The sequence below is a fragment of the Paenibacillus sp. JT22N7 genome (assembly GCF_059383875.1).
Genome location: NZ_JBXENY010000023.1, coordinates 1 through 14,278 on the forward strand (window position 1 = coordinate 1; position 14,278 = coordinate 14,278).

Consider the following 14,278-nt stretch of genomic DNA (forward strand, 5'->3'; position numbering starts at 1 on the left):
TTACACCCGTGGCTCCTGTCGCTCCTGTCTCTCCGGTTGCTCCTGTCGCACCCGTTGGTCCGGTTATTCCTGTCGTTCCGGTCTCACCAGTAGCCCCTGTCACACCAGTTATACCGGTTGTTCCTGTGACCCCAGTTGCTCCGGTTACACCCGTGGCCCCCGTCTCTCCGGTTGCTCCTGTGACTCCTGTCGCACCAGTAGCCCCTGTCACGCCAGTTATACCGGTTGTTCCTGTGACCCCAGTTGCTCCGGTTACACCCGTGGCTCCCGTCTCTCCGGTTGCTCCTGTGACTCCTGTCGCACCCGTTGGTCCGGTTATTCCTGTCGTTCCGGTCTCACCAGTTGCCCCTGTCACGCCAGTTATACCGGTTGTTCCTGTGACACCAGTTGCTCCGGTTACACCCGTTGCTCCTGTCGCTCCGGTTGCTCCTGTGACTCCTGTCGCACCAGTTGGTCCGGTTATTCCTGTTGTTCCGGTCGCACCAGTAGCCCCTGTCACGCCAGTTATACCGGTTGTTCCTGTGCCCCCAGTTGCTCCGGTTACACCCGTGGCTCCCGTCTCTCCGGTTGCTCCTGTCGTTCCGGTCTCACCAGTAGCCCCTGTCACGCCAGTTACACCGGTTGTTCCTGTGACCCCAGTTACTCCGGTTACACCCGTGGCCCCCGTCTCTCCTGTTGCTCCTGTTGCTCCTGTTGCTCCTGTCGCACCAGTTGCTCCTGTCACACCGGTCACGCCTGTCGAGCCCGTTACGCCGGTTACACCAGTCGTGCCTGTCGCACCCGTTACCCCGGTCACACCGGTTGCTCCTGTCTCTCCTGTCACACCAGTCATACCTGTCGAGCCCGTTGCTCCGGTTGTTCCAGTTACGCCGTTGGTACCCGTTACACCCGTTGCTCCTGTCTCTCCTGTTGCACCAGTCACACCTGTCGAACCTGTCGCTCCAGTGACCCCTGTTGCACCTGTTTCTCCCGCTGTACCTGTAGATCCAGTTATGCCAGTAGAGCCTGTAACCCCTGCACCCGTCGCCCCTGTTGCTCCTGTAAAACCTGTCACTCCAGTTGTACCAGTAGCCCCGGTTACTCCGGTCGTTCCGGTCACTCCAGCCCCCGTTGCTCCAGTTGCCCCAGTCGTACCCGTCGCACCTGCACCAGCCAGCATCGTATAATCTGCCGAGCTTTCTGGTACTCCGCTTGGCGGTGCCGTATTCACGACATACGTACTTCCATTGAATGTAACGACCCAATTAACGGGATATGCCGGGGCTGCCAAAGGATTAAATGCCACCATCCCTTCCAGTCCTGCCCCTGTTGCTCCCGTTACACCTGTCGCTCCTGTAGCTCCCATTACCCCGGCTGATCCTGCCGACCCATTGGCTCCTGTTGCACCCGTTGCTCCCGCGCCAGCAATCAGAGTATAGTCTGCGGAGCTTTCTGGCACTCCGCTTGGCGGCGCCGTATTCACGATATACGTGCTACCATTAAACGTAACGACCTGATAATCGGGATAAGTTGGGGCTACCAAGGGATCATACGCGACTATCCCTTCTAGCCCTGCCCCTGTTGCTCCAGCTACACCAGTCGCTCCAGGCGATCCTGTAGCTCCCGAAGCACCATTCGCCCCCGCTGGGCCAATTGCTCCCGCAGCGCCTTGCGCTCCAGGCGATCCCGCTGGACCAATCGCTCCGGGAAGGCCCATCGCTCCAGGCTGCCCTGCAGATCCTGTTGCTCCTGCCGGACCAGTTGCTCCAGTTGCCCCATCAGTTCCAGCTTGACCGCTAAAACCTCTCGCACCCCTTGGGCCTCTGGCACCCCTCGGGCCACGTTTTCCGCGTCTTGCATGAGCTGGCCAATGGGTATGGCCATTCCGAGGTTTTTTATCTTGATTCCCATCGAGACATTTCAGCGCCTCTGTCAGCAGCAAAATCGAGTCGATCACTTCGCGCTCCGCCCGGACAATTTTATTTCTCCCCGCCAGCCTGCGCGCAAATCTCAATTCAAGAATGGCGAGGTTTAATTTCCGCAAACAACTGGCTCTTCTTTTCGCCAACCTGCTCATCTCCCATTATTTTTTCGCATTACCGCTTTTTATAGACTGTACGCCTGCATGCTGAAATGACATATCGAATATGGGAGCTTGCTCGTTTAACCCGATTTTGGCGTATTAGACCTTTCACAAGCTGGAGCTGCTTAATCCATTTGTTAAGCTCTTGTGATTTCCGGTTCCTGTTCATCTTCATCCCTCTTTACCGATTTATTTGCTCGCTTTCTATTCAAAAACGCAAAAAATAGTCTTTTATCATCATTACACCAGTCTATGTTTGCGCCCTATATGCAACACGGTATTCACCCAGTCTTTGAATATAAAAAAAGCCCAATCCTCTGCATGAACGCAGACAATTAGACTTTTACTCAAAATAAATGCTTGCTTATTTGATAACAAAAGCAATTCTCGAACCATCCGGGTATTTCTCCAGCTGGTTGCTGACCCATGACCCCGCCCCGCGATTATCCGATGGGTCAATATAAGCAATATGGGCGCCGCTCCCGCCTTCGGCACACATCGCCATTGGCCATTCATCACGATCGTAGCCTTTTTTCACCTTTACGCCCTGCAAAGATTTTTTCCGATTCTGATCCGCGCCTTCCCGATCAATCGTACAAATAGGGGATTTTCCCGCTGCAATCGCATCTTTAATGTGCTTGCCTGTCTCTGGATACCGATCCGTCGGAAAATATAACGTGTAATCCGTTCCTTCTGCCGTATTCCAATCTTTCGCCAGCTCATCAAGCCAGCCCATATAAGACGCTCCGGCCAAAGCCAGCATAATAAGCAAGGAAATAAGGGCATTTTTCATTTTAAACTTCTTTTTACGGGACTTTCTTTTCAACGCGCATAGCCTCCTGATGCTCTTTTTCCTCATTTTCTCATCATAAAGGGCGAAGGACAACCCTTGGCCAAATTTTATTTTCACACCTGTTAGGCAAAACATATACTTTCTTATATTTCAAAAAAAAGCTGAAGCAGCGTCACTTGCCCGCCACCCCAGCCTTCCCTAAAATCTGTTTATATTCAAATATTCATCATTTCAGTTATATACAATTACGCCTTGTCTGAATTAGCATCCTTAGCCGCCGAAGGCGCGCAAGTGCCATCCGAACAAGCTGCACCGTCAGCATCATCCGGCAAATCATTGATGACGGTCAGGGCCGGATACGCTTCATCCCAAGCCTGCTTGATTGCATTCAGGAACACTTCATTGGGCTGAGCGCCCGATATCGCGTATTTGCGATTAATGACGAAGAATGGCACACCGCGCACGCCTATCCGCGAAGCCTCCTCCTCATCGCCACGAACGTCCTGTGCATGAGCATCGCTTTCCAGCACAGCAAGTGCCTCCTGACGATCCAGTCCAACCTCGGCAGCCAGATCAGCGAGTGTATCGCGCTGTCCCAAATGCTTGGAATCGGTAAAATAAGCACGGAACAGTCGTTCCGACATCGCATCTTGCTTGCCGTATTTAGCTGCAAAATGGGTTAAGCGGTGCGCATCAAACGTATTCGTCAGCACCAGTGTATCGAAGTTAAAGGTCAAGCCAACGGATGCCGCCTGCTTTGCCAAATCGCTGTTCATCTCGATTGCTTTCTCGCGTGGCATGCCGTATTTGCGGGACAGCATTTCATGCACATCGTGCTCATAGCTGATCGCGGCGTTAGGGTCCAGCTCGAAGCTGCGGAACACGACCTTCACCTGCTTGCCATGCTCGAACTTGGCTAATGCGCCCTCCAGCCTCTTTTTACCAATATAACAAAACGGACATGCAAAATCTGACCATACATCTATTTGCATTACGATTCCTCCTTTAAACTCATATACGTATAGTAATATACTTTACTTTTTAAAGCAATAGAATCATTCAGGCCTCCGCTACAGCGTTATAAAAAAAACCGCTCATTCACTTAGAATGGGCGGCTTCTTTTGTATCATTTTAAGCTATAAAATTACATACCCAATCCCATTCCAGACATCAGCTCATCCATCTTAACCGCGTCCGTCGGAATTTCATACAGGAATTTAGGCGCTTTATTAATATTGTGGTATTCAGCTGTTAACGAACCGCCAACTTTCACGATACCGCCGCTTTCATCCGTAAAATCTACATTGATTTTAGCAGTCTGCTGCGATAAGTAGCCATCTTTAATGGCTCCTACAATGGAGAAATCATTGACTTTCAGGTTTGTTTTCAGCTGGTCCAACGTTTCTTGCTTGTTGGCTTCGAAATCTGCCTTCAGCTTCGTTACATCCTCATTCGTGCTTTCAATCATTTTCATGAAATCTTCGTTTTTCGTCAATGTGTCGATTAGCTCTGGAAGCACTTGATTAACGATTGTTTCTACTGCCTGCTGATAGTTGCCTTCATTAATTTGAAAGCGAACAACTTGATCCGCCTCTACCCCTTCAGGGAGCGCTGCATCTTCTTTTTTCAGCGAGGAGAAATACGTTTTTTCATCAAAATGTTTTAAAATAATGCCGCTCACTTCTTGACCAAGCTTCTGTTGGGCCGCAGTATCCAGCATCGCTCCTGTTTCCGCTTGCTTTGCCAGCTCCTCTAGATCAATCTCCACGAATTTATCTGTGTATTGCTCTGGCAGCATAAGCATTGGAAGCGCTGGAATTTTCACAAACATCTTTTTGTCTGTCATAATCATCGGTATTTTAATGGAAAGGCCCGCTGCCGTAACATCCATTTCCATATCTGTGCGCAGCGGCTCTTTTTGATATACCGCTTTAACATTTACTTTAGCGCCTTTAAGCAGGCCAATGACATATTGTGCTCCAGCTCCGTCTTCCTGAAGCAATTCGTCTGGCACTGTAAGCTCATCTATCCCAAAAGACATCGTAGAATCATATGATGTGACTTCCGCCATTTTTTGAGTAGCTTTCTCCAAAGACTCCTTAGGAGACGCGCTCGCGCTGCATCCTGCGACAATAATTAAAGCAGCAGCGATAAATAGCATAGCCACTTTATGTAGTCTGTTTTTCATTCTAGTTGATCCTCCCTATTTGTATCTCTGCTTGACATCCCCCCTATTTTATAACAAAACGACAGCATATAGAAGCAATATCCAAAAAATCCCGCTTCTCCGAGAAGAAACGGGACTTTTGTATGAACACCTTGAATTTATGATCCTTCCGGATTTAGGTGAGAAGTATGATTTTTCTGCTTCGTTTTTTTCGATCCAGATAAAGGCTGCTGTTGTGCAGAGTCATCATTGCGGCTTCTTTTGTCCTGAGATTGACGCTGCGCCTCCGGCACAGGCACGCTGTCTGGCTTGCTCATATCATCGTCCTCCTTTTAGGCGTGTGTAAGCTGCGCAAGCGCTTGGGCGCATTCATGGATATGACGCTTGTAATCATGAATGAGCTGTTGAAGCATGTCTGTGCGTTCATCCACAGCTTGATGATCCTTTTCCACATCTACGAGCTCCACTTTAATTTCACGGCTATCCACATATGTCACCTTAAAATCGATCTCATACGCCTGATGCCCCGCGGACTGAATTGTAATCCGCAGCGATTTTGGGTCCGCCTCATCGGCTGCTACCTGGCATTTATCCGGCTTGTTCATCATATCCGGCAGCGTGCGGTTCCATGCTTCCACCAGTTCTGGCTGGCTGTAGGTCAGCTCATCTTTTTTCGCCATCTTTATCAACACCTCCACATCTTATAAGATGCGGCGCGAGCCCGCCAATTATTCAGGCAAAATCCAGCATAAACACAAGATTATCCACAGTTTTATACACAATTCATGCGAGTTATCCACATTATATACAATTTGTCCACAGGGCTATCGTGGATAATGGTGATAACTCCTGCTCAGACGATATCCCCAATCCCCAGACAACAAAAAAACGCCCAAACCGTAAGGTTGGACGTTATCATTTATTAAGTTGGCGGAGAGGGTGGGATTCGAACCCACGTGGGCTTGCACCCTAACGGTTTTCAAGACCGCCCCGTTATGACCGCTTCGGTACCTCTCCACATATAAAATCATCACAAAAATCATTATACCACAGGTTAAAAATGAATATCAACCTTTTTCTTAACCTGTGGCTATCAAAAATGTAAAAACTTTAAGCTTTAGGTCCAATTACGCTGATTCCGCCCATATAAGCACGCAATACTTCAGGAATGACGATGGAGCCGTCTGCCTGTTGGTAATTTTCAAGAATAGCGGCAACGGTACGTCCTACCGCAAGACCTGAGCCGTTAAGCGTATGAACGAATTCCGGCTTGCTCTTCGCGTCTCTGCGGAAACGGATGCCCGCACGTCGCGCCTGGAAGTCCTCTACGTTCGAGCATGAGGAGATTTCCCGGTATGTGCCTGCACTTGGCAGCCATACTTCAAGGTCATAGGTTTTCGCAGCGGTGAAGCCCATATCGCCTGTGCACAGAGCGAGCACGCGATAGGACAAGCCCAGCAGCTCAAGTACCTTCTCGGCATTAGCCGTCATCTTCTCCAGCTCATCGTAGGACTCTTCCGGCTTCGCAAGCTTAATCAGCTCGACTTTGTTGAATTGATGCTGACGAATCAAGCCGCGTGTATCTCGGCCTGCCGCACCCGCTTCCGAGCGGAAGCAAGAGCTGTAAGCTACAAAATGCTTCGGCAGCTCTTCAAGCGACAAAATCTCTTCACGATGAAGATTCGTAACCGGAACCTCGGCCGTTGGAATTAGGAAATAATCCGAATCGGATATTTTGAACAAATCCTCTTCGAACTTCGGAAGCTGCCCTGTTCCAATCAAGCTGTCGCGGTTGACCAAATAAGGCGGCAGCACTTCCTCATAACCGTGCTTATCACTATGTAGATCCATCATAAAGTTAATCAGCGCACGCTCAAGACGCGCACCTAAGCCGCGATAAAACGTAAAGCGGGAGCCCGTTACTTTAGCTGCACGTTCGAAATCAAGAATGCCAAGCTCTTGTGCAAGATCCCAATGCGCTCTCGGCTCGAAATCAAATGAAGGCTGCTCGCCAATCCGGCGAAGCTCTACATTATCATCCTCAGAAGCCCCTACGGGCACACTTTCATGCGGCAAATTCGGAATCGAAAGCATAAGCTCGTCCACTTGTACCTCTACCGCGCGTACTTCTTCGTCCAATTGCTTAATCCGGTCGCCTACTTCACGCATTTCGATAATCAGCGCATCAGCGTCGCCGCCTGTTTTTTTCAGCTTCGCCACTTCCTGAGATACGGTGTTGCGGCGATTTTTCAGCTGGTCCGTTTCCTGCAGCAGGTCCCGGCGCTTTGTATCCAGAACAGGGAAATCTGCGATTAAATCAAGCGATTTACCGCGATTGGTCAGCCCTTGCTCTACTTTTGCGTAATCATTACGCAGCCATTTTATATCTATCACGCTTGGTTGAACTCCTCTCAGCTACCGGCTCACTGCCAATTGTTTAATCATATCGACAAAATAGGCATGCAAACGGTAATCATCGGTTAACTCGGGATGAAAGGATGCTGCCAGCAAATGTCCTTGCCGAGCCGCCACAATTTCCCCTTTGTATTCCGATAGCACATCAACCTGCGATCCAACTTCCTTGATCAAAGGAGCACGAATGAATACCGCACGAACCTGCTCATCAATGCCTTTAATGTCGAGATCCGTTTCGAAGCTCTCCCGCTGTCTTCCGAAAGCATTGCGCTCCACCGTCATATCCATGAGCTTCAGATGCGCATCCTCTTGTCCTTCAATACGTTCAGCGAGCAGAATCATTCCCGCACAAGTACCAAAAATCGGCTTAGATTGCTCGGAGAAAGCTTGAATCGCTTCTAGAAAGCCGTATTTGCGGATCAGCTTGCCTATCGTCGTACTTTCGCCGCCTGGAATAACAAGACCTTGCAGCTCATCCAGCTGCGAGGTCTGTTTAACGGCGACCGCTTCCGCGCCCGCCGCCTCCAAACTGCGTATATGCTCTGCAACTGCGCCTTGAAGCGCGAGTACACCAATTTTCATCGCCTACACGCCTTTCTTATCCAAGCTTGTTGCTTAAATTCCGCGATCTTGCATACGCTGCGAAGCGTCCAGCTTGGAAATTTCGATGCCCTTCATTGGCGCTCCCAAGTTTTTGGATACTTCTGCGATCAATTTGTAGTCTTGGTAATGAGTTGTAGCTTCTACGATAGCACGAGCAAATTTCTCCGGGCTGTCGGATTTGAAAATACCCGAGCCTACGAATACGCCGTCAGCGCCCAGGTGCATCATCAGTGCTGCGTCAGAAGGTGTTGCTACGCCGCCTGCTGCAAAGTTAACGACTGGCAGCTTGCCGCTCTCGTGTACGCCCAGAAGCAGGTCATAAGCAACGCCCAGAACCTTCGCTTCATTATACAGCTCGTCCTTCGACAAACCTTGAATTTTACGGATTTGGCCATTGATCAGACGAAGGTGGCGAACAGCCTCAACAATGTTTCCTGTTCCCGGCTCACCTTTCGTACGAAGCATTGCTGCCCCTTCTTGAATACGGCGAAGTGCTTCGCCAAGATCTTTAGCGCCACATACAAAAGGAATCGTAAATTCGTTTTTGCTAATGTGGAACACTTCGTCTGCCGGAGTCAGAACTTCACTCTCGTCAATATAGTCAACGCCCATCGATTCAAGCACTTTCGCCTCTACATAGTGGCCGATACGCGCTTTCGCCATAACAGGGATCGAAACAACTTTCATAACTTCTTCTACGATGGTTGGGTCAGCCATACGGGCAACGCCGCCAGCTGCACGGATATCGGAAGGAACGCGCTCCAGCGCCATAACTGCTGTTGCACCTGCCGCTTCTGCTACTTTTGCTTGCTCGGCGTTCATAACGTCCATGATGACGCCGCCTTTTTGCATTTCAGCCATACCACGTTTTACACGCGAAGTTCCTGTTTCCATTTTCGAAAAATCCTCCTCAAGGTTTTACGCCGCGCCCTTCATCCTGAAGGGTTAGCGCTTAGCTCCCATTATAATATCGATACTTGCTCTAGGCACTAATTTTACAGGAACGCTCCTTAATCGACAACTATTGTTTTCCCTGTATTTATGTGATTAAAACAGATTCACAATATCGTTGAACAGTCCAACGAAAAATTGACCAATAGCGCGGAACATCAGACGCAGCCAGCCGCCCTTTTCCACATCCTCCGATGCGATCAAATTAACCGTTCTGTCCACTTTATTGCCTTCAGCATCCGTATACTCGTAAGTGACTGTTCCGAGCTTCTGACCAGCTGTAATGGGAGCAACAAGCTCTTCCTCTTTCAAAAGATTGCTTTCCTTCAGCTCGATCTTAGGCTCCGCACCTTTTTTCACCGTGAAAGTGATGTCGGACTCCGTAACGGCAGGAACCGTCTTTTCGACACCCTTCTTAATTTTAACCGATTCCAGCGTTTCTACTACAGATTTTGCAGGAAGCACTGATTTCTTCTCAAAATTGTTGAACGCATAGTCGTACATCTTAGCTGTTTCAAAGAAACGGGCCTCTTTTGACTTTGTATTCATTACGACGCTGATATAACGCGTATCGCCTCGTTTAACTGTACCCGTAAACGTATAACCAGCTGCCGATATATAGCCGGTTTTCATGCCATCTACGCCCTCATAAGCATACGCACGTAAATACGTGTTGCTTTTGTTCGTTTCCAGCATCCAGTTATAATTCTTCATGGTCGCTGTATCGCGTTCACGGAATTTGTATTCCTGAATTTTCGAATAATCCAGAAAGTCCGGATGTTTTTTCAAAATCGTTTGTGCCAGCTTCGCCATATCGCGAGCCGAAATAAGCGTTGTATCAAGCAATCCTGTCGCACTTGTAAAATGAGCCGTCGTCAGGCCGAGCTCTTTCGCCGTTTCGTTCATCTTGGCAACAAAGCTCTGCTCACCACCGCTTATTTGCGAAGCAAGAGCAATCGTTGCATCATTCGCCGAACCTACTGCCATAGCAATATATAAGTCCTTAACCGTATGCTGATCGCCTTGCGCCAAATAAATTTGCGAGCCATCTGCAGGAGTATTCGCTGCTTCTTCACTAACGGTAACGACCTGATCCCAAGTTAATCTTTTATTCGTAATTTCCTCAAGTACGATATATTCCGTCATGAGCTTCGTCATGCTGGCAGGAGGACGCGGCGTATCCGCATTGACTTCATAGATGACTTGTCCCGAATCTGCATCTATTAGAATGGCTGATGATAATTCCATGCCTAAAGAGTTTTCGACCCAATCTTCCTTACCTGCAGCCGCTGCTGCACCAGACCCTAATGACAGAATAACCAACCACATCGCCATAAAAGCGGCGATAACCGATGTCAGTCTAATCGGCTTTACCTTTGCCTTCAACGTCTTCTCCCCTTTTCATCCGAAAGTTTGTCGTTGTTAATTGTATCACATGCAAGCAGGGGAATTAAACCTCTACTGCGCTCAGCCCTCTTTCAATAGCTAAGCCCTTGCAGGAAGCCCGTTTGAGCTGTTTAAACCCCTTAAAACTTCCCCGGAGCAATAATTACCATGTAAAATAGTGGATCTAAATCAATGCCCTCTATTGAAAAAAAAGACAGACCCGGCAAAAGCGAAGTTCCGCTTTCTTGTGGTCTGTCTCTGGCCCGTTGGCCGGGATATTAAAGCGAGTAGTTAGGCGCTTCCTTCGTAATTTGCACATCATGTGGATGGCTTTCACGAAGTCCTGCACCAGAAATCCGGATGAAATGTGTATCGTTCTTCAGTTGCTCCAGGTTTGATGTTCCGCAATAGCCCATACCGGAACGCAAGCCGCCAAGCAGCTGATGAACCGTATCCGACAAAGGACCTTTGAATGGCACGCGGCCTTCAATGCCTTCTGGAACTAGCTTGCTCTCGTTTTCTTGGAAGTAACGGTCCTTGCTGCCTTCTTTCATAGCGCCAAGGGAACCCATACCGCGATATACTTTAAAGCTTCTGCCTTGGAAAATCTCTGTTTCGCCAGGGCTTTCAGAAGTACCTGCAAACAAGCTGCCGATCATAATGGCACTTGCGCCTGCTGCAATAGCTTTCGTAATATCGCCGGAATATTTAATACCGCCATCAGCGATAACCGGTACATTGTATTCACGAGCAACGGAAGCACAGTCATAAATCGCTGTGATCTGTGGTACGCCAATACCTGCGATTACACGCGTTGTACAGATCGAGCCTGGACCGATGCCGACTTTAACGACAGATGCGCCTGCTTCAATCAAATCGCGTGTAGCTTCGCCTGTAGCCACATTACCTGCGATAATCGTCAATTCCGGGTATTGCTTGCGGATTTTGCGAACTGCCTCAAGGATATTGATATGATGCCCGTGTGCAGAGTCTACAACGAGAATATCGATACCTGCTTGTACGAGTGCTTCGGTACGATCCATTGTATCTTTAGAAATACCAACAGCTGCTCCGCAAAGCAAGCGGCCATGTGTATCTTTTGCAGCATTAGGGAATTGAATCGCCTTCTCAATGTCCTTGATTGTAATCAGGCCTTTGAGCGTATTCGAGTCATCCACCAATGGCAATTTCTCAATTTTGTGTTTTTGCAGCAATACTTCCGCCTCTGTAAGCGTCGTGCCGACTGGAGCCGTTACTACATTGTCACGTGTCATAACTTCATGGATTTTAATGGAATAATCATGTACAAAACGAAGGTCACGATTCGTCAAAATACCAACAAGCTTCTTGTCAGCATCTACGATCGGCACGCCCGAAATGCGATATTTACCCATTAATTCTTCCGCATCATACACATGATGATCAGGTGTAAGCGAGAATGGATTCGTAATAACGCCGCTTTCCGAACGTTTTACACGATCTACTTCTTCCGCCTGTTGTGCAATGGACATATTCTTGTGAATAATGCCGATTCCGCCCTCACGCGCTATGGCAATAGCAAGAGCTGCTTCCGTAACCGTGTCCATCCCTGCGCTGATCAATGGAATATTCAGCTTGATGCTAGCAGAAAGTTTTGTCGAAATATCCGATTCTCTTGGCAGTACTTCTGATTTCCTTGGAACGAGCAGCACATCATCAAATGTTAGGCCTTCCTTGGCAAATTTTGATTCCCACACGAATATGTTCCTCCCTTAAATTGAGCCGTCTTCACGTATATTATTGCAATATTAGCAGAGGGGTCATGGGCTGTCAAGGCTGTCACAAGGCGAGCAATTTCCGTTTTGCAATAAGCTTTTTGTCTGAATTTTCTCACTAAACAGAAGCGTCACGCTTACATGTGAGAACTTCGTATTTTGAGGAGGCGAAATATCTGTAATAAAAATGGTTACAAGTCCGACTGCTGTTGCCTTTTTATAATCAGCGCTAGCAGGCATCATTTCGATTTCTACTTTGGCAATAGCTTTGGCAATAGGCTCTTTGTTCAGCATCGTCTCTTCCAGCACTTGAAACAAATTTATGAATAATTAAGTACCTGCTTAAAAGCTGCAAAAACAGCAAACTCATGATGCTTATAGACACAATCTGCCGCTGCAAAACCACTTTTGTGGAGCCACTGCAGTTGATCGTGTACCGTTGCATTCTGATCGAGCTTTCTTCGCTCAATTGCAGACTCTATCGCCTGCTCAGCCAAATCCCCTTTGCCAATGTGCCGCTCCCATTTGTCCTTATAGGCAAGATCAAAGCAAGATAAGCTTCCGGCAGCTTGGTCAGCATTAATAAAGCTGCCATCGTCCTCTAGAAGCTCATGCACGGTGTGAAAAAGCTCCTGCTTAGATTCATGGCTCAGGTGATGTTAGATAAGGACGAAATGACAATATCATATTTTTGCTTGAACATATATTTTGTATAATCTGCCGCAATATATTCGACTTGCTTGCTATGTTCAAATCTCAAACGAGCTGCCCTCATCATCTCTTCGCTCAAATCAATCAGAGTAAACTCCGCCAGCGGGTATTTTTGCTGAACAAACGCGGCGAACAGCCCTGTCCCAGCCCCAAGATCCAAAATACGCGGTTTCTGCTTAGGTGTATTCACCCAATCCACAGCTGTTCCATAAAACTCATCAAAGCATGGAATTAGCTGATGCCGCTGAAAATCATAGTCCTTAGCAACTTGATCAAACAACGTCTTAATGGACTTTTCCATCTTCATAACCTCCCGCTATTTTAGCAATATTATAGAGCGCTGAGCATGTCAATATTATTGTCATTGTAACTGTAAAACAGATTAATAAACCGATTCTAATGAGATAATCTCACATACTAAGACTACAATATTATTTTACAAAATCAAACATATTTATTTCATCAAAAAATTTATAGCTGTTCTTTTCCTGACCACTAGCTCGACACTTTAAAAGGATAACAATCCACAACAGCTATTATAAGAATAGGATCATCGCCTATAACCAAACAATCAAATGTCAGGACATTTCATAAACTAATTATGTATATTTACGAACCTTGTTAACCCTTATTTTAATCTTGTTGTTCATAATAATATTGTAATTTAAGATGAAAAATATCCTAAATAGTATACTTAAAATGGCTTTATAAACATGATACTAATCCCTTCTATGAGCCCAACAAACTACTCTCTAGCTGTCCAACTCCGCTAATACCCAGCCATATCTAAAGACCAATCCCATACCGTTAGTTAACCTGCCATGCAAAACAATTAGTGCTATGCATGCCTAAAAGCAACCTGCATCGTGTATAAAGCCTAGAAGCCTAATTAGTATCATCTATGCATTTACAAGCTACAGCGTTAACAAGAACCGGTAGCAGAGCTGTGGACGTTACCAAAGCAACGGTAACACAGGGTTAAAATATAAAAACGCCAAAGGCCCTTTCGTTCAAAGGACTTTTGACGTAATAACGTTTATTTCATTAAAAACGAAACAAAAAACCTGCCGCAAACTGCGGCAGGCTTCTCGTGCTTGGCGACGTCCTACTCTCCCAGGACCCTGCGGTCCAAGTACCATCGGCGCTGGAGGGCTTAACGGTCGTGTTCGGGATGGGAACGCGTGGTTCCCCTCCGCCATCGCCACCAAACAGGTATTTTTCATTGAATCCCTTCTCGAATCAGCTTCGAAAAGATCCAACGATCATCAAAGTATTGCTACCCTGAAAACTGGATGCGAAAGACAAAGTCTGAAACTTTAGCGTGTTTGTTAGGATAAGCCCTCGACCGATTAGTATTCGTCAGCTGCACGCATTGCTGCGCTTCCACCCCGAACCTATCAACCTCGTCGTCTTCAAGGGGTCTTACTAAATTGGGA

Annotated in this window: 13 protein-coding genes, 1 tRNA gene, 2 rRNA genes and 1 pseudogene; all 17 read right to left on the reverse strand. The window is 47.6% G+C overall.

The genetic code is table 11. From position 1 onward, the window contains the following. Positions 1 to 1,696 (reverse strand): annotated as a pseudogene (locus tag AC50Y5_RS32575) (hypothetical protein); the annotation flags it as partial. A gap of 730 nt (positions 1,697 to 2,426) precedes the next feature. Further along, positions 2,427 to 2,855 (reverse strand): NucA/NucB deoxyribonuclease domain-containing protein, encoded by a 429-nt coding sequence (locus AC50Y5_RS32580; RefSeq protein ID WP_056035252.1) that lies wholly within the window; start codon positions 2,853 to 2,855, stop codon positions 2,427 to 2,429. A gap of 245 nt (positions 2,856 to 3,100) precedes the next feature. Then, complete coding sequence (locus tag AC50Y5_RS32585; protein WP_494865772.1) at positions 3,101 to 3,847, reverse strand: DsbA family oxidoreductase; 747 nt, start codon at positions 3,845 to 3,847, stop codon at positions 3,101 to 3,103. 152 nt (positions 3,848 to 3,999) lie between these two features. Next, positions 4,000 to 5,043, reverse strand: a complete 1,044-nt coding sequence (locus AC50Y5_RS32590; protein ID WP_494865774.1) for a hypothetical protein — start codon at positions 5,041 to 5,043, stop codon at positions 4,000 to 4,002. A gap of 137 nt (positions 5,044 to 5,180) precedes the next feature. Beyond that, positions 5,181 to 5,339 (reverse strand): small acid-soluble spore protein P, encoded by a 159-nt coding sequence (locus AC50Y5_RS32595; protein ID WP_056035203.1) that lies wholly within the window; start codon positions 5,337 to 5,339, stop codon positions 5,181 to 5,183. A gap of 15 nt (positions 5,340 to 5,354) precedes the next feature. After that, positions 5,355 to 5,702: a hypothetical protein gene (locus AC50Y5_RS32600; protein WP_056035206.1), complete on the reverse strand. Its 348-nt coding sequence runs from the start codon at positions 5,700 to 5,702 to the stop codon at positions 5,355 to 5,357. Positions 5,703 to 5,950: 248 nt separating this feature from the next. Then, a tRNA-Ser gene (locus AC50Y5_RS32605) sits at positions 5,951 to 6,039 on the reverse strand. A gap of 93 nt (positions 6,040 to 6,132) precedes the next feature. Continuing rightward, on the reverse strand, positions 6,133 to 7,416 hold the full coding sequence (serS, locus tag AC50Y5_RS32610; protein WP_494865776.1) for a serine--tRNA ligase: 1,284 nt from the start codon (positions 7,414 to 7,416) through the stop codon (positions 6,133 to 6,135). 21 nt (positions 7,417 to 7,437) lie between these two features. Continuing rightward, positions 7,438 to 8,019: a pyridoxal 5'-phosphate synthase glutaminase subunit PdxT gene (pdxT, locus tag AC50Y5_RS32615; RefSeq protein ID WP_046234145.1), complete on the reverse strand. Its 582-nt coding sequence runs from the start codon at positions 8,017 to 8,019 to the stop codon at positions 7,438 to 7,440. 33 nt (positions 8,020 to 8,052) lie between these two features. Then, positions 8,053 to 8,934, reverse strand: coding sequence for a pyridoxal 5'-phosphate synthase lyase subunit PdxS (pdxS, locus tag AC50Y5_RS32620; RefSeq protein WP_046234144.1), 882 nt, complete (start codon positions 8,932 to 8,934; stop codon positions 8,053 to 8,055). A gap of 153 nt (positions 8,935 to 9,087) precedes the next feature. Then, on the reverse strand, positions 9,088 to 10,377 hold the full coding sequence (locus tag AC50Y5_RS32625) for a D-alanyl-D-alanine carboxypeptidase family protein (protein WP_494865778.1): 1,290 nt from the start codon (positions 10,375 to 10,377) through the stop codon (positions 9,088 to 9,090). 278 nt (positions 10,378 to 10,655) lie between these two features. Next, positions 10,656 to 12,113, reverse strand: a complete 1,458-nt coding sequence (guaB, locus tag AC50Y5_RS32630) for an IMP dehydrogenase (RefSeq protein WP_056035212.1) — start codon at positions 12,111 to 12,113, stop codon at positions 10,656 to 10,658. Positions 12,114 to 12,176: 63 nt separating this feature from the next. Continuing rightward, the gene (locus AC50Y5_RS32635; protein WP_494865780.1) at positions 12,177 to 12,425 is read right to left on the reverse strand and encodes a hypothetical protein; all 249 of its coding nucleotides are present in this window, start codon (positions 12,423 to 12,425) and stop codon (positions 12,177 to 12,179) included. A 26-nt stretch (positions 12,426 to 12,451) separates the two neighbouring features. Further along, a complete protein-coding gene (locus AC50Y5_RS32640; protein ID WP_494865782.1) occupies positions 12,452 to 12,748 on the reverse strand; it encodes a hypothetical protein in 297 nt (98 codons plus the stop codon). A 32-nt stretch (positions 12,749 to 12,780) separates the two neighbouring features. Next, entirely contained in the window at positions 12,781 to 13,143 is a 363-nt protein-coding gene (locus AC50Y5_RS32645; RefSeq protein ID WP_494865784.1) for a class I SAM-dependent methyltransferase, read from the reverse strand. 791 nt (positions 13,144 to 13,934) lie between these two features. After that, positions 13,935 to 14,051 (reverse strand): 5S ribosomal RNA (gene rrf / locus AC50Y5_RS32650). 120 nt (positions 14,052 to 14,171) lie between these two features. Then, a 23S ribosomal RNA gene (locus AC50Y5_RS32655) occupies positions 14,172 to 14,278 on the reverse strand; the annotation flags it as partial.

Coding starts and splice junctions, on each gene's coding strand:
- AC50Y5_RS32585 (WP_494865772.1), bottom strand. CDS start 3,847: ATGCAAATAGATGTATGGTCAGATTTTGCATGTCCGTTTTGTTATATT.
- pdxS (WP_046234144.1), bottom strand. CDS start 8,934: ATGGAAACAGGAACTTCGCGTGTAAAACGTGGTATGGCTGAAATGCAA.
- AC50Y5_RS32635 (WP_494865780.1), bottom strand. CDS start 12,425: ATGCTGAACAAAGAGCCTATTGCCAAAGCTATTGCCAAAGTAGAAATC.
- AC50Y5_RS32580 (WP_056035252.1), bottom strand. CDS start 2,855: ATGAAAAATGCCCTTATTTCCTTGCTTATTATGCTGGCTTTGGCCGGA.
- AC50Y5_RS32590 (WP_494865774.1), bottom strand. CDS start 5,043: ATGAAAAACAGACTACATAAAGTGGCTATGCTATTTATCGCTGCTGCT.
- AC50Y5_RS32645 (WP_494865784.1), bottom strand. CDS start 13,143: ATGGAAAAGTCCATTAAGACGTTGTTTGATCAAGTTGCTAAGGACTAT.
- pdxT (WP_046234145.1), bottom strand. CDS start 8,019: ATGAAAATTGGTGTACTCGCGCTTCAAGGCGCAGTTGCAGAGCATATA.
- AC50Y5_RS32600 (WP_056035206.1), bottom strand. CDS start 5,702: ATGGCGAAAAAAGATGAGCTGACCTACAGCCAGCCAGAACTGGTGGAA.
- AC50Y5_RS32595 (WP_056035203.1), bottom strand. CDS start 5,339: ATGAGCAAGCCAGACAGCGTGCCTGTGCCGGAGGCGCAGCGTCAATCT.